This window comes from Xanthobacter aminoxidans (assembly GCF_023571765.1).
Lineage (GTDB): Bacteria > Pseudomonadota > Alphaproteobacteria > Rhizobiales > Xanthobacteraceae > Xanthobacter > Xanthobacter aminoxidans.
Map to the genome: position 1 here is coordinate 226,982 of NZ_JAMJXC010000005.1, position 25,005 is coordinate 251,986.

22 protein-coding genes and 1 riboswitch are annotated in these 25,005 nt (G+C 68.0%); of the genes, 8 read left to right on the forward strand and 14 right to left on the reverse strand.

Annotated features, from left to right (window positions below; all coding sequences use genetic code 11):
- Positions 1-2: 2 nt before the first annotated feature.
- The 3 genes from EJ105_RS10795 to EJ105_RS10805 all read right to left on the reverse strand — a co-directional run bounded on the left by EJ105_RS10795 (position 3) and on the right by EJ105_RS10805 (position 3,517).
- Positions 3-923, reverse strand: a complete 921-nt coding sequence (locus EJ105_RS10795) for a branched-chain amino acid ABC transporter permease (RefSeq protein WP_029554877.1) — start codon at positions 921-923, stop codon at positions 3-5.
- Between the two features lie 265 nt (positions 924-1,188).
- A complete protein-coding gene (locus EJ105_RS10800) occupies positions 1,189-2,382 on the reverse strand; it encodes a branched-chain amino acid ABC transporter substrate-binding protein (protein WP_250166331.1) in 1,194 nt (397 codons plus the stop codon).
- Positions 2,383-2,458: 76 nt separating this feature from the next.
- Entirely contained in the window at positions 2,459-3,517 is a 1,059-nt protein-coding gene (locus tag EJ105_RS10805; RefSeq protein WP_024278210.1) for a carbon-nitrogen hydrolase family protein, read from the reverse strand.
- Between the two features lie 451 nt (positions 3,518-3,968).
- Here EJ105_RS10805 and EJ105_RS10810 point away from each other — a divergent pair, with 451 nt between their 5' ends.
- The 8 genes from EJ105_RS10810 (at position 3,969) to EJ105_RS28000 (ending at position 10,648) form a co-directional block, all read left to right on the forward strand.
- Positions 3,969-4,514: a sigma-70 family RNA polymerase sigma factor gene (locus EJ105_RS10810; protein WP_024278211.1), complete on the forward strand. Its 546-nt coding sequence runs from the start codon at positions 3,969-3,971 to the stop codon at positions 4,512-4,514.
- Between the two features lie 9 nt (positions 4,515-4,523).
- A complete protein-coding gene (locus EJ105_RS10815; protein ID WP_029554873.1) occupies positions 4,524-5,159 on the forward strand; it encodes an NrsF family protein in 636 nt (211 codons plus the stop codon).
- 657 nt (positions 5,160-5,816) lie between these two features.
- On the forward strand, positions 5,817-6,656 hold the full coding sequence (locus EJ105_RS10820) for a hypothetical protein (RefSeq protein ID WP_250166332.1): 840 nt from the start codon (positions 5,817-5,819) through the stop codon (positions 6,654-6,656).
- Between the two features lie 88 nt (positions 6,657-6,744).
- Complete coding sequence (locus tag EJ105_RS10825) at positions 6,745-7,707, forward strand: amidohydrolase family protein (protein WP_250166333.1); 963 nt, start codon at positions 6,745-6,747, stop codon at positions 7,705-7,707.
- A gap of 279 nt (positions 7,708-7,986) precedes the next feature.
- Entirely contained in the window at positions 7,987-8,376 is a 390-nt protein-coding gene (locus tag EJ105_RS10830; RefSeq protein ID WP_250166334.1) for a hypothetical protein, read from the forward strand.
- Between the two features lie 45 nt (positions 8,377-8,421).
- Positions 8,422-9,333 carry a hypothetical protein gene (locus tag EJ105_RS10835; RefSeq protein WP_051678684.1) on the forward strand — a complete coding sequence of 304 codons (912 nt, stop codon included), beginning with the start codon at positions 8,422-8,424 and terminating at the stop codon, positions 9,331-9,333.
- Positions 9,334-9,374: 41 nt separating this feature from the next.
- Positions 9,375-9,740, forward strand: a complete 366-nt coding sequence (gene copC, locus EJ105_RS10840) for a copper homeostasis periplasmic binding protein CopC (RefSeq protein WP_250166335.1) — start codon at positions 9,375-9,377, stop codon at positions 9,738-9,740.
- A complete protein-coding gene (locus EJ105_RS28000) occupies positions 9,740-10,648 on the forward strand; it encodes a CopD family protein (protein ID WP_250166336.1) in 909 nt (302 codons plus the stop codon). Before copC ends, EJ105_RS28000 begins: the two co-directional genes overlap by 1 nt.
- A 10-nt stretch (positions 10,649-10,658) precedes the next feature.
- On the opposite strand, the gene EJ105_RS10850 is transcribed toward EJ105_RS28000, so the two are convergent.
- The 11 genes from EJ105_RS10850 to EJ105_RS10895 form a co-directional block, all read right to left on the reverse strand.
- Positions 10,659-11,348, reverse strand: coding sequence for a response regulator transcription factor (locus tag EJ105_RS10850; RefSeq protein WP_024278219.1), 690 nt, complete (start codon positions 11,346-11,348; stop codon positions 10,659-10,661).
- On the reverse strand, positions 11,345-14,050 hold the full coding sequence (locus tag EJ105_RS10855) for a sensor histidine kinase (RefSeq protein ID WP_250166337.1): 2,706 nt from the start codon (positions 14,048-14,050) through the stop codon (positions 11,345-11,347). Before EJ105_RS10855 ends, EJ105_RS10850 begins: the two co-directional genes overlap by 4 nt.
- Before the next feature lie 38 nt (positions 14,051-14,088).
- Positions 14,089-14,697: a K(+)-transporting ATPase subunit C gene (locus EJ105_RS10860; RefSeq protein WP_250166338.1), complete on the reverse strand. Its 609-nt coding sequence runs from the start codon at positions 14,695-14,697 to the stop codon at positions 14,089-14,091.
- A 188-nt stretch (positions 14,698-14,885) separates the two neighbouring features.
- Positions 14,886-16,949, reverse strand: coding sequence for a potassium-transporting ATPase subunit KdpB (gene kdpB / locus EJ105_RS10865; RefSeq protein WP_250166339.1), 2,064 nt, complete (start codon positions 16,947-16,949; stop codon positions 14,886-14,888).
- Between the two features lie 17 nt (positions 16,950-16,966).
- Positions 16,967-17,098: a hypothetical protein gene (locus tag EJ105_RS27805; RefSeq protein WP_284145389.1), complete on the reverse strand. Its 132-nt coding sequence runs from the start codon at positions 17,096-17,098 to the stop codon at positions 16,967-16,969.
- Between the two features lies 1 nt (position 17,099).
- Entirely contained in the window at positions 17,100-18,809 is a 1,710-nt protein-coding gene (gene kdpA / locus EJ105_RS10870; RefSeq protein ID WP_029554862.1) for a potassium-transporting ATPase subunit KdpA, read from the reverse strand.
- An 11-nt stretch (positions 18,810-18,820) separates the two neighbouring features.
- Positions 18,821-18,910 carry a K(+)-transporting ATPase subunit F gene (locus tag EJ105_RS10875; RefSeq protein WP_081762578.1) on the reverse strand — a complete coding sequence of 30 codons (90 nt, stop codon included), beginning with the start codon at positions 18,908-18,910 and terminating at the stop codon, positions 18,821-18,823.
- 391 nt (positions 18,911-19,301) lie between these two features.
- The gene (locus tag EJ105_RS10880; RefSeq protein ID WP_024278224.1) at positions 19,302-20,024 is read right to left on the reverse strand and encodes an ABC transporter ATP-binding protein; all 723 of its coding nucleotides are present in this window, start codon (positions 20,022-20,024) and stop codon (positions 19,302-19,304) included.
- 10 nt (positions 20,025-20,034) lie between these two features.
- The gene (locus tag EJ105_RS10885) at positions 20,035-22,026 is read right to left on the reverse strand and encodes a branched-chain amino acid ABC transporter ATP-binding protein/permease (protein WP_024278225.1); all 1,992 of its coding nucleotides are present in this window, start codon (positions 22,024-22,026) and stop codon (positions 20,035-20,037) included.
- A gap of 5 nt (positions 22,027-22,031) precedes the next feature.
- On the reverse strand, positions 22,032-22,931 hold the full coding sequence (locus EJ105_RS10890; RefSeq protein ID WP_029554861.1) for a branched-chain amino acid ABC transporter permease: 900 nt from the start codon (positions 22,929-22,931) through the stop codon (positions 22,032-22,034).
- Between the two features lie 321 nt (positions 22,932-23,252).
- A complete protein-coding gene (locus tag EJ105_RS10895; RefSeq protein WP_029554860.1) occupies positions 23,253-24,473 on the reverse strand; it encodes an ABC transporter substrate-binding protein in 1,221 nt (406 codons plus the stop codon).
- A 328-nt stretch (positions 24,474-24,801) separates the two neighbouring features.
- Positions 24,802-25,000, forward strand: a riboswitch (cobalamin riboswitch).
- Positions 25,001-25,005 lie beyond the last annotated feature (5 nt).

Here is a 25,005-nt window from a genome sequence, read left to right on the forward strand (position 1 = left end):
TCTCACACCCGCTCGCTGGATTTCTCGGCGATGAGGCCGGTGGGGAACAGGCCGATGAGGGCGATGATGACGGCGAAGGCCACCACGTCCTTGTAGGCGCTGGTGAAGGGCAGCACGACGGTGACGAGGGTCTGCACGCCCGCGAACAGGAAGCCGCCGATGATCGGCCCGATGAGGCTGCCAAGGCCGCCCACCACCGCGCAGGCAAAGCCGATGATGCCCAGCATGACGCCCATGTTGAAGTTGATCTCCCGGTAGTAGAGCCCGAGCATCAGCCCCGCGAGGCCAGCGAGCATCGATCCCAGAGCGAAGGTGCCGAGCACGGTGCGGTTGAAGCTGACGCCCGCGAGCTGCGCCACCTCCTCGTCCTGCGCCACCGCGCGGATGGAAAGGCCAAGGCGGGTGCGGGTGATGACGAGATGGGTCGCCAGCACCACCGCGAGGCCGGCGAGGAGGATGATGACGCTGTCGATGCCGACGCTGAACGATCCCGCCTTCAGCACCCCCTCCGGCAGCAGGGCCGGGAAGGGCTTGGGATTGCCGCCGTTGGGCACGCCGAGGCGGATGGCCTCGCGCAGCACGGTGCCGGCCATGAGGGTGGCGAGCAGCACGTTCACGCCCGGCGCGTTCTTCAGCGGCAGCACCAAAAGCCGGCCGATGATGACGCCGGAGAGCGCGCCCGCCCCGAGCGCCGCGATGAGCCCCACCGCCAGCGCCAGCGGGCCGGAGAGGGTGGCGAGCGCCGCCATTAGCCCCGCCGCCCCGAAGGCGGAGAAGGCGCCCACCGTCACCACGTCGCCGTGGGAGAACTTGATCACGTCCAGCACGCCGAAGAACAGCGAGAAGCCGACCGCGACGATGGCGTAGATGGTGCCGAGCATCAGCCCGTTGAACAGGTACTGGGCGAGAAGTCCGGGGTCCATGGCGGGTCTCTCAAGGGGAGCACAGGCCGGCGCGCTGCAAGAAGGGCGCCGGGGGATTTTCTGATCGGGGCACCACCCTCGCGCCTCGGCCGACTGGAACGGAGCGCAGCGCCGTGGAAGGAGAGCCGTGGCCCAGCGCGTCACGTCGCCGAAGGCGGCTCCATTCCCCGCACCGCGGGGTGTTGCCGGCTTCGCCGACGTTTCCCCTGGACCCCGGATCGGCGCTCCACCTGCGGTGTCGCTGGTCCGGGGCACAGGGAGGGCGTCAGTTGCTCGCTGCCTTCCCCGGCAGCTTCTTGGTGCCCGTCGCATAGGCACTGTCGGGCCAGTAGACCCACTTGCCGTCCTGCGAGACATAGACGTTGGCGGAGACGATGTTCTGCCGGTGGTCGTCGAAATTGATCTCGCCCACCAGCGCCTTGTAGCCCTTGGTGGTGTTGAGGATGTCGCGCACCTTCTTGCGGTCCGGGCCGGCCTTCTCGATGGCGTCCATGATGAGGTTGGCGGCGGAGAAGGCGAACGGGCCGTAGGCGTCCGGGTCCTCGCGATAGCCGGCCTTGGCATAGGCGTCCATGAAGGCCTTGCCGTCGGCATACTTGGTCAGCGGCGCGCCGTTGTGGAACGAGACGGTGCCCTCGGCCGCCGGGCCGGCGCCCTCGATGAAGCCGGCGCTCATGATGCCGGAGACGCCGGCAAGCTGCGCCGGGATGCCGAGCCGGTCCATCTGCGAGCGCACGCGCACGCCGAGCGGGGTGAGCCCGCCGATGAACACCACGTCCGGCTTCAGCTCCTTCACCTTGGTGAGTTCGGCGGTGAAGTCCTGCTGGTCCGGCGGCACCGGGAAGGTGGCGAGGATTTCGCCGCCCTGGGGCTTCAGATTCTCTGCGAAATACTTGTTCTGGCCCTTGCCGTAATCGGTGGTGTCGTGGATGACGACGAAGGTCTTGAAGCCCTGCTTGGTGAGGAACTCCGCGGCCATCTTTCCTTCATTGATCATCGTGCCGTTGACGCGGTGGATTTCCTTGTAGTCGTTGCCGTAGGTGATCTCCGGCAGCACTGCGCCCCACACCACCACCGGCAGGCCGAAGCGGTTGTAGGTGTCCACCGTCGCGATGGCCACCGCCGAGCAGTAGTGGGTGATGCCGGCGATGATGGACTTGTCGGAGGCCGCCTTGGTGGCCACCTGAACGCCCACGTTCGGCTTGCATTCGTCGTCAAACGGCACGAGCTCGTAGGTGTATTTGGCGTCGGGCTTGGCGTTGTGCAGGTCCACGGCCAGCGACGCGGAATTGCGGCCGCCGAGGCCGGTGGCGGAATTGCCGCCGGTGAGCGGGCCGATGAAGGCGATCTTCACCGTGTCGCGGGCCAGCGCGGGCGCCGTCGCCAGCGACAGTGCGGCGAGCGCCGCGCCCGCGACATTGAGCAGTTTTCGGCGGGCAAGCATTTGATCCGTTGCCATGTGATGATCCTCTGGAAGGGTTTGTTCTGGTGAGGCCGTACGGCGCCGGTCGTTGCCGGCCCCGGTCGAGGAAAAATCAGGCCGCGCCATCGGCGAAGAGCATGTCCGCCGTGGGGTCGAGCGCCCCGTCCTCGGCGGCGCGGGCGATAGCCGCGCCTTCGGAGAAATAGGCCGGCTCGCGGGCGGAGCGGTCCACCTCCAGGTGGAACACGTCGAAGCGGTTGTAATAGCCCACCACGTCATGGAACTGCTTGGGCTCCACGCAGCGGGCGGTATCGATCTCGGCGTAGAGGATGCCTTCGTGCTCGCCCAGCACCTCGCCCACCACCTGCGAGGTGGGATCGAGCACCATGGAGATGCCACGCGGGGAATTGTCCATCACGTCGAGGCTCGCCTTCCCCATGCTGCCCATGGCCTCGCGCATGGCGGCATCGACGAAGCCGGAGGCGACGATGTTGAACACCTTGGCCTCGAAGGCATGAGCGCCGGCGCGGATCTCTATGGCGCGCTTCAGGTCATAGGCGCCATCCTCCTCCGGGGGACGGGTCGGCCAGATCGGCGGATAGGAGGAGATGTGCACCTGCTCCCCCTGCGCCATCAGGGCATAGCGCGCGAGGGGATTGGTGTTCTCTCCGCAGATCAGCATGCCGACCCGGCCGATCTCGGTGGCGGTGACGCGCAGGCCGCGCGCGTCGCCGTTCGCCCACACCAGCTTCTCGTAGAAGGTGGGGACGAGCTTCCGGTGGTGGTTGAGGATCGCGCCGTCCGGCCCGATCAGCACGTTGGAATTCCAGATGCAGCCGACGCTCGCGTCGGTGCCCTCGGTGAAGCCGAGGGAGACGTGCACGCCATGCCGGCGCGCCGCCATGCGGATGGTGCGGATGGCGCCGTCCGAGAGCTTCTGCGCCTCAGCAACCAGCGCGCGGAAGAAGCCGTGATTGTAGATAGGCGCCTGCAGCGCCGCCCACACCGGAAAGCCCGGCAGGAAGGATTCCGGGAACACCACCAGCGCGGCGCCGTTGGCGGCGGCCTCGGCGATGAGGTCGCAGGCCTTCTCGGCGGTCTTGTCCGCATCGAGGAAGACGGACGAGGCGTGGCAGGCGGCGGCCTTGAAGCGGGGATATTGGACGGTCATCGGGCTCTTCTGCCAGTGGGGCGGCGGTGGGTACGCCGGCTCATGATGGCGTGGTGTCCCGTGCGCGGAAGGGCGCAAATGTGCAGGGGCACTTGCGCATATTCCTATGCGGCAGGTGTGGGCGCGGTTCCCGGACCGGTGCCGGGGGTGCTTTGCCTCGACAGGGCGCAATTGCCCGGCTGCGCGCCGCCTGCGGATGAGGCGCGGTGCGCAAAGGATGGCCTTCGGGCCGACCATCGCCCTCTTTGCGCACCGCGCCTTGCACGATTTCCGATGGCGCGGCGAGGTTCGGGGGCGGCCAATATCCGCGTGGCGCGGCCAAGCGCCCCGCCTTCGCCCATTGCCTTGCGGGAAGCGGCGAAGAATGATCCTTGCGAAAAATGAGCGCGTCGCCGGTTCGGGCTGTAACGTTCGGATGGGTGCATGCGAACTGACCCTCGGGAACGTGTAGATGGACGACCGCGAACTGCGGTGGGCGCAATTGATGCGGAGCGCGCTTGCCGGCGATGGCGCGGCCTATGAGCACTTGCTCCGTGAGCTGGCGCCCGCGCTGCGCATGGTGGTCCAGCGCCGCCTTGTCCGCCTTGGCGCGCCCACGGCGGAGACGGAGGACATTGTGCAAGAGACCCTGCTGGCGGTGCATCTGAAGCGGCACACCTGGCGCACCGAGGACCCCCTCGGGCCCTGGCTTTGGACCATCGCCCGCAACAAGATGGTGGACCATCTGCGCCGCCGGGGGCGGCGGGTGGAGGTGCCGGTGGAGGATTTCGCCGAATTCCTCCCGGCGCCGGAGGAGCGGCCCGACACCGGGGCCATGGAGGTGGAACAGCACCTGGCCCTGCTGCCGCAGAAGCAGCAGGCGGTGCTGCGCTCGGTGGCGGTGGAGGGCGCCTCCGTCGCCGAGACGGCGGAGCGGATGCGCATGACGCCCGGCGCGGTGCGCGTGGCGCTGCATCGCGCCTTTGCGAGCCTTTCGGCCCGCCTGAGGGAGGAGTGAAGGAACGACGTGAAGACCGATGACCTCATACGCGCCCTCGCCGCCGACGCGCGGCCGGTGCGCAGCTTCAGGAGCACGCTGGCGCTGGCGCTTGTCGTCGGCGTCGTGGCGGCGGCGTGCGTCTTCGCCCTGCGTCTTTCGCCGCGGCCGCATCTTCTGACGCAACTGGTGGAATGGCGCCTCGCCTTCAAGTTCGCGGTGACGCTCACGCTCGCCGCATCGGCGGTGGTGCTGGCGCTGCGCCTGTCGCAACCCGGCGCGCCGGTGGGACGGGCAGCGCGGGCCCTGCTGGTGCCGGCCCTCCTGCTTGCGGCGGGTGTTGCGTCCGAGCTGGTGACGACGCCCGCGAGCCAGTGGCGGCACGAACTCGTCGGCCGTTACGCCATCTATTGCACGACGCTCATTCCGATGATCGCCGCCCCGGCATTGGGCGCGCTCCTGCTCGCCCTGCGGCGCGGCGCCCCCACCCACCCGACGCTGGCCGGCGCCGCCGCGGGCCTCGCTGCGGGCGGCATCGGCGCCGCGCTTTACGCCCTCCATTGCGTGGACGATTCCCCGCTGTTCGTCCTCGCCTGGTACAGCATCGCGGTGGCGGTGGTGACGGCGGTGGGCGCGCTCGTGGGTAGCCGATTGCTGCGCTGGTAGGGCAGGGGCTCCGGTTCCCGCGCCGCCGTTGCCGCGGGTTGCGAGCGGGCGGCTCTTCGGCGGCCGGCGCCGCCGCCCGTCACTGTTGCCCTTTGGTCGCTTGCCGGCTCCGTCTTCCGCCTGCCGTTCCGTCACCGCCTAGACCGCGCCACGGCGCTTAGCTACCCCTAATTGCAACTCTGGTCAGGGAGAGTTGCGGTCATGGCGGCGAAGGCGAAAACCGGCTTCAGCGGGCTCGATAGGAGCAAGACGCTGGCGGAGAACACGGTGAATGCGGGTCCGGTGGTGCTGGATTCGAATGTGACGTTTACGGCGTCATCGCCTGATATTTTCACCCAAGGATACTTTCTTGTCGATGTTGCCAATTTTGGTGGGAATGACCATTTCTACCTTAAAGAGGGTGGGGGGATAAAGGTCGTTTACGGACAAGACTTTGGATCTGTTTATTATAATGATGTGCTGGTCGGAACAGTCACGTCAGGCGGTCCGTACATATCGGTCACTCTTGAGCCGAACGTAACAGCAGAATCTATGACCGCTATGGCGAGGGCGGCGAGGGCGGTGTCATATTACTACGATGGCGACGCGCCCTCAGCGTTCGGTCGCGTCGTCACTTATAGAGTTTTAAACTCGTCCGGCGCGGATACCTCAGCCACCATGCTGCTCAAGCTGAAGCCTGAGAATGACCTGCCCGTGTTCTCCGGCCTCGACGCCCAGTCGGTCCATTCCGCCTCGCAGGCGACTGCCGGTGTGGTCATCGACGCCGACGTCCATGTCGCCAACCCCGACCTCACCGGCTTCAAGGGCGGCAAGCTCGCAGTCCATCTCGCCGGCGCGACCGCGACCGATCAGCTTTATCTGTCGGATGGGCATTTCAGCATCACCTGCAAGAAGCTCTATCTCGATGGAAAGCAGGTCGGCACGGTCTCGGCCGATGGACACAACGGGCACGACCTCGCCTTCACCTTCTCCGCCGCCATTTCCGATGCGCAGGCGAGCCAACTCGCCGAGCAGGTCTCCTATCGCTCCACCGCCGCCTCCGCCCCGAGCGGCGCGCGGGACGTGACCTTCACCGTCACCGACGCCGAGAAGAGTTCGACGAGCGCGCATGTCGCGCTGGGTTTCGAAGCGGACGCTCCGACCCTTCTCTCCGCCAATGCCATGGTCTCCGACCCCTTCGCGACCCTGAAGGCGGCCGCGTCGGGCGCGCCGGACGATCTCTCCGCCGTGTTCGCCACGCTGGAGGCGCGGGCGGCGGGGTTGCTGGAGGCGGCGTCGCACGCCCATGGGGCGCTCGCCATGGATCACCTGCCGGACCTCCATCTGCCGGCGGCGGTCGCCGACTATCTCGAGGCCATCGGTTCATCCATTCTCGACCATGCGCAGTCGGCGCATCCCGCGCTGGTGCACGAGCTGTCCGACCGGGCGGCGGCGCTGGCGGCGCATGTGCATGACGTGCTTCATCCCGTGCACGGGAGCGCGGACGCGCTGATCTGATCCGCGGCCGGCAGCAGCCGATGCTCTTGCCAGAACGGCGCGGGCCGTGCCCATCTAGGGCGCGGCTGTTCCGGGCGGGAGGCAGGCGATGTCGCAAGGCGAGGGCCGGGTCGGGGCGCGGGACAGAGGCGGCTTTGATCGCCGCAGCCTGCTGAAAGGCGCGGCGGCACTCGCCGCCGCCGGGGGTATCGCTTCGGGCGCACGGGCCGCGGCCGGCGGGCTCATTGATGCACACAGCCACAGCTGGGGCGGCGATCTCTCCCGCTATCCCATGGTCAACGGCCAGACGGCACGCGACCGCGATCCGCCGGACTACGACATCGACACCGTGCTGGCGCGGGAGGCGGCCATCGGGGTGTCGCGGGTCGTGCTGGTTCAGCACATCGGCTATTTCGGTTTCGACAGCTCCTATCTGACGGATGCCGCGCGGGCGCACCCCGGCACCTTCGCGGTGGTGGGCGCGGTGGACGATCGGCGGGCCGACGCGCCGGAGGCCATGCAGGCGGCCAAGACGGCGGGCGTGAAGGGGGTCCGCCTGAGGGGCGTCAATACCGCCTCCTGGCTCACCTCTTCGGTGATGGCCACCATCTGGGCGACGGCGGCGGAAGAAAACCTCGTGCTGTGCCCGCTCCTGCGCGACAGCCCGGATATGAGCGACGACGCGCTCGTGCATGTGGCCGAGATGTGCCGGCGCTACCCCGCGACGAATGTCTGCCTCGACCACATGGCCCATGTGAAGCCCGGCGACACCCGGCAGCTGGACAGGCTTCTGGCGCTTTCCGCCTTTCCGGGCGTGACGGTGAAGGTCTCCGGCCTCAACAAGTATGACACGCCTCCCTACGACCGGGTGATCCCGCAATTCGTCGCCCTCCTCGCCGCCTTCGGCGCCGGCCGGCTGATGTGGGGCAGCGACATGCCGGTGCTGGAGCGCGAGCCGCCCAACACCCTCCAGGCGGCTTTCGATTTCATCGCCCGCCGCGCGCCCCTCGACGATCAACAAAGGGACTTTCTGCTGCGGGGAACGGCCGAGCGGGTGTTCTTCGGCGGATAGGGGCTGCGCGCCCAGGTTGTGTGGGGAGGGGTGGCGTAGTTTTACCTAGCGTCATTTCCGGTTTTTCTCTGTAATTCGACGAATGCGGCAAGACGAACCGAGCCGTTGGTTGCGTCATCCTCATCTTCGCTGGTATTCTCGCAGCCTTCGGGACACGAACACACGCAGGGTGGGATGCGGGGCGGGGCAGGCAGTGAGGCGCGTGACCGCGCGGCCGGATGGGCCGGACGCGCACACGCGGCTTTGCGCCTTCCGGTCGTCCTGCGCCTTCCCGTTGCGTTGCGTCTGCTTTTCGTCGTCCTGATCCTCGTCAACGGTGTCGCCACCTTCGTTCAGGCCGGCAATGCCGCGGGCCTCAGGTGGAATGCGGTCGAGGTCGACGGGCTCGTCGCCGCTGGCCTGCTGTGCGAGCACGAGAGCGGGCAGGCGGGCTCTTCCGCCCCCGATCAATCCCCCGCCCATCCCTGCTGCGCGGATTGCATCGCCTGTCCCTGTGCCGACGGGATGCTGGCGCCGCCGCCGACGCCGGTCGCCCTCGGTGCCGTGGGCAGATTCCACATGGTGCGTGCCGATCTTCCGGCCGTCCAGCTCGCCACCCAATTTCCCTTCAAGCGCGGGCCGCCGCCGCGCGCACCTCCCCACCTCGTGACCGCCGTCAAGGCCGCCTGAACCGGCGCGCGAGCGCGCGCCTTCGGTTTCTCACGAGGATTTTTCATGACCCGGCTTCACAGTGCCGTCAGCCTTTGCGCGCTGACCGGCCTTCTTCTCGCTGCGCATCCGCCCTCCGCGCACGCCCATGGAATCGCGGGCGACCGCGTGTTCCCGGCGACCCTCACCTTCGACGATCCGGCCGTGGCCGATGAGCTCGCTCTGCCTACCGTGCAATATCTGAAGGATAGCGACGGCGTCGGCGGCACCGGCTATTCGTTCGAATATGCCAAGACCATCACCCCGTGGCTCGGCATCTCGGTCGAAAGCGGCTGGCTGCAGAATACCCCCGGCCATTCGGGCTTCGACAATATCGAGACGACGCTGAAATGGATGCTCCTCAACAATGCGGAGCATGAATTCATCTTCTCGGTGGGCCTCAGCATCGAATGGGGTGGCACCGGCAATTCCAAGGTGGTGGACAGCTACACCACGGTGTCGCCCAACCTCTATTTCGGCAAGGGCTTCGGCGATCTGCCGGACAGCCTCGCCTTGCTCCGCCCCTTCGCCATCACCGGCCAGCTGGGCTATGGCCTGCCCACCCAGCTCACCGATCCGCTGACCTTCGAATCCAACCCGCGTGTGCTCACCTGGGGCCTGTCGCTGCAATACAGTCTGCCCTACCTCAACCAGAATGTGCGCGAGATGACCGGGCAGCCGGATTTCATCAAGCAGCTCACCCCCATCATCGAAGCGAGCTTCCAGTCGCCGGTCTCCAACATCGGCGACGGTGCGCGCATCACCACGGGCACCATCAATCCCGGTGTCATCTGGTCCAATGGCGCGGTGCAGGTGGGCCTTGAGGCGCTCATTCCCATCAATGCCCAGAGCGGCAGCCATGTGGGCGTGATCGGCCAGCTGCATTTCTTCCTGGACGACATCTTCCCGAACGGCATCGGAAAGCCTCTCTTTCCCTGAACGTCCGTTCCTTCCCTGATCCCCTTTTCGAGAGATCCATCATGAAGCGCATCGCAACCCTCGTCGCCGCGGCCGCCCTCGGCCTCCTGTCCGCCTCCGCCGCCTTCGCCCATGCCCATCTGGAAAAGGCGGTGCCGGGCGTCGGCGCCACCGTTTCCGCCGGCCCCAGCGAGGTCCGCCTCGTCTTCAGCGAGGCGGTGGAGCCCCGCTTTTCCTCCATCGTCGTCACCCGCGCGGACGGCTCGGCCGTGGCCTCCGGCGCGGCGGCCGATGCCTCCGATCCCAAGGCGCTGGTGCTGAAGCTGGGGGCGGCGCTGCCGGCCGGCAGCTACAAGGTGCAGTGGAAGATCGTCTCCGTTGACACCCACAAGACCGAGGGCAGCTTCGGCTTCCAGGTCGGCAAATAGTGGACGTGTTTCCCCTCATCCTCGCCGCACGCTTCGTGCATTTCGCGGCGGGGCTGGTGCTGCTCGGTGCGCCGCTGTTCGTGTTCACCGCCGTTCCGGCGTGGGCCGGGGCAGCGGGCGCCTCGGCCGTGCGGGCGGCGGAGCGGATGGCTTTGCTCGCGCTGCCGGTCGCGCTCGTCTCCGCCCTCGTGTGGGCGGGGGCGTCGCTGGTGGACATCACCGGCACGCCAGCGAGCCTAGCCGACCCGAGCCTCGTCTCCGGCTTCCTGCTGGAAACCGGGTTCGGCCGGGCCATGGCGTTCCGGCTTGTCGTGCTCGTGTTGGCCGCGCTCGCGGCGCTTGCCCTGCGCGGACGGCGGCGGCTGGCGGCGATCGTGGCGGCGGGGGGGGTGCTGATGGCGAGCGAAAGCCTGCTCGGCCATCCCGGTGCCGCCGAAGGGGCGCGGGCGGTGATGCTGGTGGCGGTGCATGCCGTCCATGGCACGGGTGCGGCGGTGTGGATCGGCGGGCTGCTGCCGCTCATCGTGCTGCTGGACGGCTGGGCGAAAGCGCCTGATGAAGCCGGAAAGGCGCCGGGCGCCGTGCTGCGGCGGTTCTCCTGCGTCGGCATCGGGGCGGTGCTGATGGTGGGCTTTGGCGGTAGCCTTGCCGCGATCCTGCACATCGAGACGCCAGCCGCGCTGCCGGGGACGATCTACGGGCGCATCGTTTTGCTGAAGGCGACGATGTTCGCCGGCCTCGTCTGCCTCGCCTTGCGCAACCGGCATATCGCCCTGCGCCTCGCCCGCTCGGACGCACGGGGCGCGGACCTTGCGCGCATCGCGATGAACAGCCGGCTGGAGGTGGCGCTGGCCCTTGTCGCCGTCTTCCTCGCGGCGCTGCTGGGCATGAGCGATCCGCAGCTTTAGCCGGGTCGGCTCACTCCGGCTCCGCGAGGCGATAGCCGACGCCGGTCTCGGTGCGGATGTAGCGGGGCTTTTCGGGGTTATCCTCCAGCTTCTGCCGGAGCTGGCGGACATAGACGCGCAGATATTGCAGATCGTGCATCTCGCCCCACACCTGCGAGAGCAGATAATGGTGGGTCAGAACCTTGCCCGCATGTTGCACCAGCACCCGCAGGATGGCGTATTCCTTGGGTGAGAGCTTCACCTCCCGGTCCTTCACCTTCACGATCCGCCGCACCAGATCCACCGAGAGGTCGCCCACCACGAACAGGGGCTTCTCGCCCTGCTGCTGGAGGCGGTGGCGCAGAGCGACGCGGATGCGGGCGACCAGCTCGTTCATGCCGAAGGGCTTGGTGACGTAATCATCCGCCCCCGCCTCCAGCGCCTCCACGATGCCGGGTTCGTCGGTGCGGCTGGAGAGGATGATGATGGGGCAGGTCAGCCCCTCCTCGCGCCAGCGGCGCAGCAGGTCGCGGCCGGGAATGTCGGGCAGGCCGAGGTCGAGGATGACGAGATCGGGCGCGCCCGCGGCCATGAGCGCCAGTGCCTCGGCGCCGGTGGCGGCGCTCTCCACCCCGTAGCCCTGCGTCGGCAGGCCGGTGGCGAGCAGGCGGCGGATGGCGGGTTCGTCGTCCACCACGAGGAGCTTCACGGCCGCGCTCACGGGGCCGCCTCCAGCATGGGGGCGAGCGCCCGCGCCGGCAGGTCGATGGTGAAGACGGCGCCGGAACGGTCGGCCCGGTTGGCCACGGCGATGGTGCCGCCCAGGGCTTCGATGAAGCCCCGGCAGATGGCGAGGCCGAGCCCGGTGCCCGCGCGCACCTGATCCTGCTTGCGGGCGCGGAAGAACTTGTCGAACACCTTGTCAACATCCTCGTCCGGGATGCCCGGCCCCTCGTCCAGCACCTGCAACGTCACATGTCCATTCTCGGCCCAGCCGTGCAGGGAGACGAGGGAGCCGGCGGGCGCGTATTTCGCGGCATTGTCGAGGAGGTTGAACAGCGCCTGCTCGAACAGCACCGGATCGACGTTCAGCATGGGCAGGTCCGGCGCAAGGTCGATCTCCACCCGGTGGTCCTTGAGGATGGAGGCCGCCCGCCGCATGGCGCTGCCGACGATCTCGGCGAGGTCATTGGGCGAGGCATTGGGCACGATGGCCCCGGATTCGAGCCGCGTCATGTCGAGCAGATTGGCGATGAAGCGGTTGAGCCGCAACGCCTCCTCCTCGATGGTCGCCAGCATCTCGCCGCGCTGCTCCTCGGTGAGGGCGGCGGCGAAGCTCCTCAAGGTGCCCGCCGCGCCGAGAATGGAGGCGAGCGGGGTCTTTAGGTCGTGGGAGATGGAGGTGAGCAGGGCCGAGCGCAGCCGGTCGGTCTCGGCATCGAGCCGCGCCTTCTCCACGTCGGAGACGAGGTTCGCCCGCTCCACGGCCAGCGCCGCCTGATCGGCGAGGGCGTCGAGCAGGCGGCGTTCCTCGGGTGAGAGGGGCGGGCCTTCCTTGTCCTTGTCGATGCCCACCACGCCCACCGCCCCGCGCCCCGTGTGCATGGGCAGGAACAGGCGGCGCGCGCCGGGCAGCGTGTCCGCGCCGCGGCCGGCGGGGCGGTTGTTCTCATAGGTCCAGTTGGCGGCGGCAAGATCCGCCGCGTCGATGGCGTCTTCCGGGGGGTAGCCGGCCTTCACGGTGAGCGCGCCATCCTCCGGCAGCAGCATCACCACACGCACCTTCAGCATGGAGGCGATCTGGAAGGCGGTGGCCCAGAGAAGATCGTCGAGGCTCACCGCGCTCGCGAGCTTCTTGGAGAAGAGATAGAGGTCCTCCGTCGTCTTCGCCCGCGCCCGCGCGGCGAGCGCCTGCCCGCGCACCCGCGCCGTGAGATTGCTGGCGATGGCCGCCACCACCAGGAAGAAGAACAGCGCGATCACGTTTTCCGGATCGGCGATGGTGAAGGTGTAGAGCGGCGGGATGAAGAAGAAATTGAACGCCAGCATGGCGGCGACCGAGGTCGCCAGCGCCGGCCACAGGCCGGAGCGCACGGCACTCACCAGCACGGCGGTGAGGAAGACGAGGGCGACGTTCTGCAACCCCAGCAGCCGTTGCAGGGCGACGCCGACGAGGGTCGCGGCGGCGACGAGGACCGCGCCCTCCGCATAGGCCCGCACCTCCCGGCGCACCGGCAGCGGGGCGACCGCGCGCGCCTCCTCCGATGCCGGCGGCCCGGCATCGCCGGCGATCACATGGACGGAGATGTTGCCGGAGCGGCGCACGAGGTCGTGCACCACCGAGCCGTGCAGAATCTCGAACCAGCGCGAGCGGTCCGACTTGCCGATGACGATCTGGGTGACGTTGGCGGAGCGGGCATAGCCGAGCACGTCGTCGGCGATGTGCGCGCCGCCGGGCACGGTGACGGCCTCCGCCCCCAGCCGCTCGGCGAGGCGCAGCACCTCGGCGATGCGGTCGCGCTCGGTGTCGCCGAGCTGGAAGCTGCGCTGGGTCTCCACATAGAGCGCCACCCACGGCGCGCGCAGCCGGTCGGCGAGGCGCTTGGCGTAGCGCACGAGGGCCGCGCAGCGCTTGTCCTCGCTGATGCAGACCAGCACCCGCTCGCCCGCCGCCCACGGGCCGGAGATGGCATGGGCGCGCATGTGGCTGAGCAATTGCTCGTCCACCCTTTGGGCGGTGCGGCGCAGGGCCAGCTCGCGCAAAGCGGTGAGGTTGCCGGGGGAGAAGTAGTTGTCCACCGCGCGCCGGGCGGTGTCGGGCACGTAGACCTTGCCGTCGTGCAGGCGCTGGATGAGATCGGAGGGGGTGATGTCGATCACCTCGATCTCGTCGGCGCGGTCGATGATGGCGTCGGGCACCGTCTCGCGCACGCGGATGCGGGTGATCTGCGCCACCACGTCGTTCAGGCTCTCCACATGCTGGATGTTCAGCGTGGAATAGACATTGATGCCGGCGGCGAGCAGTTCCTCCACGTCCATGTAGCGCTTGGCGTGGCGGCTGTCGGGGGCGTTGGTGTGGGCCAGCTCGTCCACCAGCACCAGGTCGGGCTTGCGGGCGAGGATGGCGTCGAGGTCCATCTCCTCCAGCTGCCGGCCCTTGTAGGAGACCCTGCGGCGGGGGACGATCTCGAAGCCCTCCACCAGCGCCTGCGTCTCGCGCCGGCCGTGGGTTTCCACCACGCCGATCACCACGTCGGCGCCTTCCTTCAGGCGGGTGCGGCCGGAGGCGAGCATCTCGTAGGTCTTCCCGACGCCGGGGGCGGCGCCGAGGAAGATCTTCAACTGGCCACGGCTCTCCCGCTGCGCCTCCTTCAGGAGGGCGTCCGGCGAGGGGCGGTGGTCGCTCTCGCGCTCTTCGGGCATTGCCGTCTCCCGGCCGGGCCGCTCAGGTCCCGCCTGTTCTATTTTGCGCCGGCGAAGCGGTCCAGCGCGAGATTGAGGGCAAGCACATTCACCTTGGGCTCGCCGAGGAGGCCGAAGGTGCGCTCGCTCGTCTCGTGCGCCACCAGCCGGCGCAGCACGTCCTCATTGAGGCCGCGCGCCTTGGCGATGCGCGGCACCTGGAACAAGGCGGCCTCCGGCGAGATGTCCGGGTCGAGCCCCGAGGCGGAGGTGGTGACGAGATCCACAGGCACGGCCGCGCCGGGATTCTCGGCCTTCAGCGCCGCCATGTCGCCCTTCACCCGCTCCATGAGGGCGGGGTTGGTGGGGCCGAGGTTCGATCCCATGGAATTGGCCGCATTGTAGGGCTGCGGCACGGTCTTCGAGGCATCCGCCGGATCGGCGCCGGTGGTGGCGGAGGGGCGGCCGTGGAAGTAGCGGTCGGACGTGAAATTCTGCCCGATGAGGGCGGAGCCGACCACGGTGCCGTTCTTCTCGATGAGGCTGCCATTGGCCTGCGACGGGAAGACGAGCTGCGCGGCGCCGGTCATGGCGAAGGGGTAGGCGAGGCCGGTGATCCCCGTCAGCAGGACGATGAGGACGAAGGCGGGGCGAAGAGTGTTGAGCATGATCTATCTCCCTGGAGCCGTGGCGCCTGCCTTCACCTGCGTCATGCCCGGGCTTGTCCCGGGCATCCACGTCGTGCCGCTGGTGCGCTGCTCGATTTGCGGGCGCCCGGCCGCCGGACGTGGATGGCCGGGACAAGCCCGGCCATGACGGCGTAAGGGAGAAGGGAGGCGTGCTCCTTTTCAGACGTTCAGACGAGGTGCAGGGTGGTGACGGCCACGTCGATGATCTTGATGCCGGCGAACGGCACCACGATCCCGCCGAGGCCATAGATGAGCAGGTTCCGCTTGAGCAGCGCCGCCGCGCCGATGGGCCGGAACTTCACGCCCTTCAGCGCCAGCGGAATGAGTGCGATGATGATGAGGGCGTTGAAGATGATGGCCGAGAGGATGGCGCTCTGCGGCGAGGCCAGCCCCATCACGTTCAGCGCGCCGAGCTGCGGGTAGAAGGCGACGAACATGGCCGGGATGATGGCGAAATACTTCGCCACGTCGTTGGCGATGGAGAAGGTGGTGAGCGAGCCGCGCGTCATCAGCAGCGCCTTGCCGATCTCCACGATCTCGATGAGCTTGGTGGGGTCGCTGTCGAGGTCCACCATGTTGCCGGCCTCGCGGGCGGCCACCGTGCCGGTGTTCATGGCGACGCCCACATCCGCCTGGGCGAGGGCCGGGGCGTCGTTGGTGCCGTCGCCGCACATGGCGACCAGCTTGCCCTTGGCCTGTTCGTCGCGGATGAGCTTCAGCTTCGCCTCGGGGGTGGCCTCGGCGAGGAAGTCGTCCACACCCGCCTCGGCGGCGATGGCGGCGGCGGTGAGCGGGTTGTCGCCGGTGATCATCACCGTGCGGATGCCCATGCGGCGCAGCTCGGCGAAGCGCTCGCGGATGCCGCCCTTCACGATGTCCTTGAGATAGACGACGCCCAGCACCTTGCCGTCGCGGGCCACGGCCAGCGGCGTGCCGCCGGCCTTGCCGATCTCCTCGGCGATGGCCTGCACCTCGCGCAGCGTCTCCGGAGAGACGGGACGCACGGCCGAACCGGGGGACTGGAGATCCTTCAGGATGGCATCCACCGCGCCCTTGCGGATCACGGTGCCGTCCACGTCCACGCCGCTCATGCGGGTCTGGGCGGTGAAGGGCACGAAATGGGCGTTGAGGGTCGCCATGTCGCGGCCGCGGATGGCGTATTTCTCCTTCGCCAGCACCACGATGGAGCGGCCCTCCGGCGTCTCGTCGGCGAGCGAGGCGAGCTGTGCCGCGTCCGCCAGCTCCTGCGGGCTCACGCCACGCACGGGGCGGAATTCCGCCGCCTGCCGGTTGCCGAGCGTGATGGTGCCGGTCTTGTCGAGGAGCAGGGTGTCCACGTCGCCCGCCGCCTCCACCGCGCGGCCGGACATGGCGAGCACGTTGAAGCGCACGAGGCGATCCATGCCGGCGATGCCGATGGCCGAGAGCAGCGCGCCGATGGTGGTGGGGATCAGCGTCACGAACAGCGCGACCAGCACGACCACGGAGATGGTGCCCCCCGCATAGGCGGCGAAGCTGGGGATGGAGGCGGTGGCGAAGACGAAGATCAGCGTCATGCCCGCGAGCAGGATGTTGAGGGCGATCTCGTTCGGCGTCTTCTGCCGCTCGGCGCCCTCCACCAGGTGGATCATGCGGTCGAGGAAGGTGGAGCCCGCCGCTGCCGTGATGCGTACCTTGATGTGGTCGGAGATGACCGTGGTGCCGCCGGTAACGGCCGAGCGGTCGCCGCCGCTCTCACGGATCACCGGCGCGCTCTCGCCTGTTATGGCCGCCTCGTTGACCGAGGCGACGCCTTCCACCACCTCGCCGTCGGAGGGGATCACATCGCCCGCCTCCACCAGCACCACGTCGCCGACTTTCAGCGACGTGCCGGGCACCTCCCGCCAGTCATTGCCGGAGCCGGTGAGGAGCTTCGCCTGCGTCTCCGTGCGGGTGCGGCGGAGCGAATCCGCCTGCGCCTTGCCGCGCCCTTCCGCCACCGCCTCGGCGAAATTGGCGAACAGCACGGTGAACCACAGCCACAGGATGATCTGGAAGGAGAAGCCGAGGCCGCTCCCGCCGGTGGCGAGGTCACGCACGAAGAGGACGGTGGTGAGGAGGGCGACCACCTCCACCACGAACATCACCGGGTTCTTCACCATCGCGCGCGGATCTAGCTTCTTGAACGACGCGCCGATGGCCGGCACCAGGATGGCCGGGTCGAGGATGCTGCTGGAACGGGGCTTGGCCATTTATGGCTCCCGATAGATCAGGGTGTGCCGACAACGAGCACCACCATCTGGATGGCGGCGACGAGGACGAAGGCGGCGAGGGTCACGAGGAGAATGAGTTCGGAGGTGCGCAGGGCCGGAGCCCGCGCGTGCAGGGTGCGGCGTGCCATCTCAGCCCCCGAAGGTCTGGCCGGCCACGGCCGCGAGGTGCTCCACGATCGGCCCGAGCGCGAGCGCCGGGAAGAAGGTGAGGCCGCCGACGATGAGGATGACGCCCACCAGCAGGCCGACGAACAGCCCGCCATGGGTGGGGAAGGTGCCCGCCGAGGCCGGCACTGTCTTCTTCGCCGCCAGCGATCCCGCCAGCGCCATGGCCGGCACGATCATCATGAAGCGGCCGATGAACATGGAGACGGCCAGCGTCACGTTGTAGAAGGGCGTGTTGGCGGAAAGCCCCGCGAAGGCCGAGCCGTTGTTCGCCGTCGCCGAGGTGAAGGCGTAGAGGATCTCGGAGAAGCCGTGCGGGCCGGGATTGCTGATGGCCGCCACCGTTCCCGGCAGCACCGTCGCGACCGCGGTCCAGCCGAGCATCATCAAAGGCAGGACGAGGATGGCGAGCATGGCCATCTTCACTTCCTTGGCCTCGATCTTCTTGCCGGCATATTCGGGCGTGCGGCCCACCATGAGGCCGGCCACGAACATGGCCACCACCACGAACAGCAGCATGCCGTACATGCCCGCGCCCACGCCGCCGACGATGATCTCGCCCAGCTCCATGTTGATGAGCGGGATCATGCCGCCCAGCGCCGTGAAGCTGTCATGCATGGCATTCACCGCGCCGCAGGAGGCGGCGGTGGTGATGACGGCGAACAGGGCGGACGCGACGATGCCGAAGCGCACCTCCTTGCCTTCCATGTTGCCGCCGGTGAGGCCCAGCGCATTCAGCCCCGGCGTGCCTGACGCTTCCGCCCAGTAGGTGACGGCGACGCCCGCGACGAAGATGACGCCCATGGCGGCGAGGATCGCCCAGCCCTTGCGCTCGTCGCCCACCATGCGGCCGAACACGTTGGTGAGGCCGGCACCCAGCGCGAAGATGGAGATCATCTGCACGAAGTTGGAGAGCGCGGTGGGGTTCTCGAACGGGTGGGCGGCATTGGCGTTGAAGAAGCCGCCGCCATTGGTGCCGAGCATCTTGATGGCCACCTGCGAGGCCACGGGGCCGACCGCGATGGTCTGCTTCGCGCCTTCGAGCGTCGTCGCATCCACATAGGGGCCGAACGTCTGCGGGATGCCCTGCCACACCAGGAACAGGGTGTAGGGGATGCAGAGCGGCAGCAGCACGTAGAGGGTGCAGCGGGTGACATCCACCCAGAAATTGCCCACCGTCTGCGCCGAGGCGCGGGAGAAGCCGCGGATCAGCGCCACCGCCAGCGCGATGCCGGTGGCGGCGGAAAGGAAGTTCTGGTGGGTCAGCCCCAGCATCTGGGCGAGATAGCTCAGCGTGCTCTCGCCGCCGTAGTTCTGCCAGTTGGTGTTGGTGAGGAAGCTGATGGCCGTGTTCAGCGACAGGTCCGGCGGCACCGCCGCCATCTCCTGCGGGTTCAGCGGCAGCAGGTCCTGGAGGCGCAGGATGGCATAGAGGATCAGGAAGCCGCCGACATGGAACACCAGCATGGCGAGGGTGTAGCCGAGCCACGTCTGCTCGCGCTTCGGGTCCACGCCGGCGAGGCCGTAGAGGGCGCCTTCCACCGGGCGCAGGACAGGGGAGAGGAAGGTGCGCTCGCCCGCGAACACGCGGGTCATGTAGCCGCCGAGCAGCGGCGTCAGCGCAAGGATGATCGCGCAGAACAGGGCGATCTGGATCCAGCCGTTGGGAGTCATCGGGGGCCTCCTCAGAACCGCTCGGGCTTCAGGAGCGCGAGTGTGAGGTAGAAGAGGAGGCCCACGGTGATGAGGCCTCCCAGTGCGAAATCGAGGGTCATTGGAGTTTCCTTCGATACGGCCGCGTTCGCGGCCTGTATTCGGCCGCCTCTAGAGCCGCTCGCAGGCGTAGCCGTAGCCGATGGCCAGGGCGAAAAGCCCTGCCGCCAGGGCGAGCATCAGAATGTCGAGCATGGTGACGTTGGTCTCGCAGAAGTGTCGGGCCGCGAAGACGCGGGAAGACCTGCGTCGCGGTCGGCCGCAGCGCCGGGAACCTTTTGCCCGGCCGCTGCTCAGCGATGGGAAGGTGTCACCTTGCGCATAAAGATTCGAGACGGGCCGCAATGGGCCGAAATAAAAATCGCATAAAGAAAAGAGCGGTGGCGGAGGCCTGCGCAAAAGCAAAAAGGGCGCCCGTGGGGGCGCCCTTCGCATGGGTTCAGTCGGTTGCCCCTAGTGAGCGTGACCGAGATAGGCGGCGCGCACGGCGGCGTCGTTGCGCAGGGCTTCGGCCGGGCCTTTCGCGGCGACGCGGCCGTTTTCCAGCACATAGCCGAAGTCGGCCACCTCCAGCGCGGCGGCGGCGAACTGCTCCACCAGCAGCATGGTGATCTTCTGCTCCTTGAGCCGCGCGATGGTGGCGAACACCTCCGCCACGAGGCGCGGGGCGAGGCCCATGGAGGGCTCGTCCAGCAACAGCACGCGCGGGTTCAGCATCAGCGCGCGGGCCATGGCCAGCATCTGCTGCTCGCCGCCGGAGAGGGTGCCGGCAAGCTGCGCGCGGCGCTCGGCGAGGCGCGGGAAGAGGGTGAACATGCGGTCGAGGTCGCCCTCCACGTCGCCGCGCTCCCGCGCCCCGGTGAGGCGGGGGAAGGCGCCGAGCAGCAGGTTGTCCTTCACGCTCTGGGTGGGGAATACGCGCCGCCCCTCGGGCGAGTGGGCGAGGCCCTTCTTGGTGATCTTGAAGGAGGGCTGGCCGGTCAGGTCCTCCCCGCCGAGGCGCACCGTGCCCGATTCCGGCACGATCATGCCGGAGATGGCGCGCAACGTGGTGGTCTTGCCGGCGCCGTTGGAGCCGATGAGGGTGACGAGCCGGCCTTCCTCCACATGGAGGGAGAGGCCGTGCAGCACCTTCACCTTGCCGTAGCCGGCGACGAGATCGTTCACTTCGAGCATGGCGATCTCCTCATTCCGCCGCAGCGGCGACGCCGCCGAGATAGGCCTCGATGACGCGCTCGTTGGCCTGCACCTCGGCCGGCTTGCCCTCGGCGATCTTCTGGCCGAAATCGAGCACCGTCACCGTGTCGCACAGGCCCATGACCACATCCATGTGATGCTCGATGAGCACGATGGTGAGCCCCGCGTGGCGGACCTTCCGGATGATCTCCACCAGGTGCTTGATGTCAGGCGCGGTGAGGCCGGCGGCGGGCTCGTCGAGCAGCAGCAGGGCCGGGTCGAGGGCCAGCGCGCGGGCGATTTCCAGCAGGCGCTGCTTGCCGTAGGGCAGGTTGCGCGCCTCCTCGTTGGCGAGGTCCGCGAGGCCGACGAAGTGGAGCAGGCTCATGGCCCGCTCGCGCGCCGCCTTTTCCTCCCGCCTGATGCGCGGCAGGCCCAGCGCCACCTCGGCGAAGGTCGCCTGATAGGTGTGGTGGAGGCCCACCAGCACGTTCTCGATGAGCGTCAGCTCGGCGAAGAGCTGCACGTTCTGGAAGGTGCGGGCGATGCCCTCGCTGGCGATGTCGGCGGAGGTCTTGCCGGTCACCGCCTGCCCCTTGAACCGGACGGCGCCGGCGGTGGGCACATAGATGCCGGTGAGCACGTTCATCATGGTGCTCTTGCCGGAGCCGTTCGGCCCGATGAGGCCGTGGATGGTGCCGGGCTTTACCTCGATGGACACCTGATCCAGCGCCCTGAGGCCGCCGAACTGCATCACCACATTGTCCACGTGGAGCAGCACGCCCTCATGGCCCTCATGCGAGGCGGTGACGGCCTTGCCGTGGGTATCGGCATGGATCACCGCGTGGGTCTGCACGAGGCTCGGCCAGAGCTGGGCGGCGGCGCGCTTCAGGAAGCCGACGATGCCATCCGGCAGGTAATAGACCACGAACAGGATCATCACGCCGAAGACGGCGAGCTTGTAGTCCGTGATCTTCTGCAGCAGCAGCGAGAAGACGAAGAAGGCGAGGCACAGCACCACGGGGATGGCGTTGCGCACCCGGTTCTCCGGGTCCTTCACGAAGGCCCGCGCGCCGGCGATGACGGCGATGAGCGCGATGGTGCCGGCGATGTAGCGGAACAGCTCGATGTCGGAGAGCAGGTTCGGCAGGAACACGATGATGACGGCGCCGAGGATGGGCCCCAGCCGCGACTTGCGCCCGCCCACCGTGACCGCCAGCAGGAACTGCACGGACAGCTCGAAGCCGAAATTGTTCGGCGCGATATATTGCTCGGAATAGGCGAACAGCGCGCCCGCGAGGCCCGCGAGGCCGGCGGAGACCACGAAGGCCAGCACCTTGTGCTTGTACACCGACACGCCCATGCAATCGGACGCGATGGGGCTGTCGCGCAGCGCCTCGAACGCCCGGCCGAGATGGGAGGCGAGGATGCGGTTGATGATGATGAGCGTCAGCACCAGCGCGATGGCGGCGATGTAGTAATATTCCACTTCCTTCATGCGCTTCAGCGACATGTCGAACAGCGGAATGCTGTCGCCCAGCCAGCGCAGGTCGAGGAAGAGGGGCGTGGTCAGCTTGATGCCGAGCGGGCCGTTGGTGAGGTCCGTCATCTCGTTGATGAGGATCTGCACGATCGTGCCGAACGCCAGCGTCACCATGGCAAGATAAGGGCCGGTGACGCGCAGCGCCGGCAGCGCCAGCACCACGCCGAACACGGAGGCAACGATGATCGCCAGCGGCAGCGCCGGCCAGAAGCCGATGCCGAAATGCATGGCGAGGCAGCCGGCCGTGTAGGCGCCGATGCCGAATAGCGCGGCATGGCCGATGGACACCTCGCCCGTATAGCCGAACACCACATCGAGCCCGAGCAGCAGGATCGAGAAGATGGCGATGGTGACGAGCAGGTGGAGATAATAGGGGCTCGTCACCACGAAGGGCAGAACGACGAGCACCGCGAGGCCGAGGAGCGACCCCGTGGAGGAGAGGAGGCGGCGCGCGAGCATGGGGCTCAGACCTTCTTGATGGTGGCGCGGCCGAACAGGCCCGAGGGCTTCAGCGAGAGCACCAGCAGCAGCAGGACGAGGCCGGGCACGTCCTTGTATCCGGTGGAGATGTAGTAGCCGGTCAGCGTCTCGGTGATGCCGAGGATGAGGCCGCCGACGATGACGCCCATGCCGCTGGACAGGCCGCCGATGATGGCCACCGCGAACGCCTTCAGCCCCAGCACCGCGCCCATGGTGGCGCCGGTGAGGGTGACGGGGGCGATGAGCACGCCGGCGAAGGCCGCGGTCATGGAGGAGAGGGCATAGGAGAAGGTGATGACGCGCCGCGTGTCGATGCCCATCAGGCCCGCCGCGTCGCGGTCATTGGCGGTGGCCACCACGGCCTTGCCGAAGATGGACCGCCGGTTGAAGATTTCCACCGCCAGCATGATGGCGAGCGCGCCGATGACGATGGCGATCTCCATGGGCTGGATGCGCACCGGCCCGATGGTGAGCGCCGCCTCGGGCAGCGGGGAGGGGAAGCGCAAGGCGTCGCGGCCCCAGATGTTCTCGGCGAGGTTGCGGAAGATGATGCCGAGGGCGATGGTCGCCATGATCCAGCCGGCTTCGGACTTCGCCTTCACCGCCTGCCGCACGCCGAGCCATTCCACCACCGCGCCCTGCGCGAGGCCGAAGGCGAAGACGATGGGCAGCATGAGCAGATAGGCCCACAGGGTGCCGAGCGCCTGCCCGATGAGGAAATTGATGGTGGTGAGGCCCACCAGCGCCCCCAGCATCAGGGCCTCGCCCTGGCCGAAGTTCAGGGTTTTCGAGGTGGCGAAGGTGAGCTGGTAGCTGAAGGCGATGACGCCGTAGATCATGCCTACGGCGATGCCGCTCACGATGAGCTGCGACAGGACGTTCATGACGGTCTCCGGAAGGGGGCGCGGCCCCCGCGTCGGGGCAGGGTTCCGGGCGAACCGGCCGCCGCGCTCTATTGGCGCGGCGATCCGAATGGTGTGGGCGAAGGGGCGGGTGGCGGTCGGGGGAAGGGGCTGCCAGAGCCCGCCCCCGCCGGCCCCTCCCAGTGCCGTCATGCCCCGGCTTGTCCGGGGCATCCACTTCGCCGCTGGGCCGGCGCCCTTTCATCCGGGCGGCCTCCCAGACTTTCCGTGGGTCCCCCGGACAAGCCGGGGGACGACGGTGCAGTCGAGGGCGGGGCGGCCGGAACTCGAGGCCGCTCAGCCTCAGTTCTTGGGCTTCACACGCACCGCCTTGTCGCCGGCGATGTCTTCGGGATGGGCGGCGACGACGCGGCCGTCCTTGACGAGGCCGAACACCGGGATGTTGGCGGTGATGGCTTCGTGGTCGGTGGCGGAGAAGGGCTTGTCGTAGACGGTGACGACGCCCTCGACCTTGGTGTTGAGGTTTTCCAGCGCGTCGCGGACCTTGCGGCCGTCGGTGGAGCCGGCCTGCTTGATGGCGGCGGCGAGCAGCAGGACCGAATCATAGCCCTGCGCGGCCGAGACCGGCGAAGGCATGCGATCGATCTTGTAGGCGGCCTGATAGGCCTCGATGAACGCCTTGCGCTTGGGGGTGTCGGGCAGCTGGATGAAGGTCTGCGGCATCATCGCGCCGTTGCCGTTGGCACCGGCGGTGTCGATGAAGTTGGCCATGGAGAGCGTCCACGAGCCGATCATGGGCACCTTCCAGCCGAGCTTGGCCATGCCGTTGGCGATCTGCGCCAGCTCGGGGCCGATGGCGTAGGTCAGCACCACGTCGGCGCCGGCTTCCTTGGCGCGCAGCAGCTGCGCGGTCATGTCGGTATCGCCGATGTTGAACTTCTCTTCGGCGACCGGCTTCACGCCCATGGTGGCGAGGGCCTTCACCAGATCGGCGCGGCCGAGCTGGCCGTAATTGGTCGAGTCGGCGAGGATGGCCGGCTTCTTGAAGCCCTGCCGCTTCACCGCTTCCTCGGCGATCATGGCGCTCTGGATGGCGTCGTTGGCGGAGGTGCGGAAGATGTAGTTGTTCTTGTTGTCCGGCGGCACGAACTGCTTGGAGATCAGGGTGCCGGTGGCCACGTTGTTGATCACCGGAATCTCGGCTTCCTGATAGAAGCGCTGGGAGGCGAGGGCGACGCCGGTGTTGATGTAGCCGAGGGTGGCGACGACGCCTTCCTTGTTGATCAGCTCCTGGGCGATCTGCACGCCCACCTCGTTCTTGGCCTCGTCATCGCGTTCGATGAGCTGCAGCGGACGGCCGAGCACGCCGCCGGCCTTGTTCACCTCTTCCACGGCGAGCTTCACGCCGTCGCGCATGCTGACGCCCATGGAGGACGAGCCGCCGGTGAAGGGGCCGGTCAGGCCGATTTTGATGGGGTCGGCGGCGTAAGCTGCACCGGAAAAGGCAAGCCCGAAAACGGCAACGCCTGCGGCCAAAGCCGCGACCATGCTCCTCAGTCGCATCTTCTACTCCCTGTGTTCCCGATTATTCGGTTATTATACTTTTGTAGTACCCGCCCGCTCGGTGGCGGGGCGGCTCTCAATCGTTTAAGCGAATTGAGCGGGGCGCGCCACCATAACCTAGCGGAATGTCGGGTTCGGCCTTTGCTGCTGCCGTTTTTGCAGGCAGCCGCACGCTCGCGATACGGGTCGCCGGTGATTTCGGACCACGCATTGTTGAAGCAATGAGCAAGATGTGATCGCGCGATACGCCTCCCGGCGCGGTCTTCCCGCAGTTGCGTTCAGGTTTTTGCATCTGCGAAGGTGTCGTTGACGCAGGGGGCAGCCGCCGCCTATGGTCGCGGTGACGGTTCCCGCAAGGGATCAAAAGGGAACGCGGTGCTCCGGTCTCACCGGAAATGCCGTGGCTGCCCCCGCAACTGTAAGCGGCGAGTCCTCTGCCATCAGCCACTGGGTCGCGAGACCTGGGAAGGCGGCAGTCTGGGCGATGACCCGCGAGCCAGGAGACCTGCCGTCAGCCGTGGTCACGCGCGAG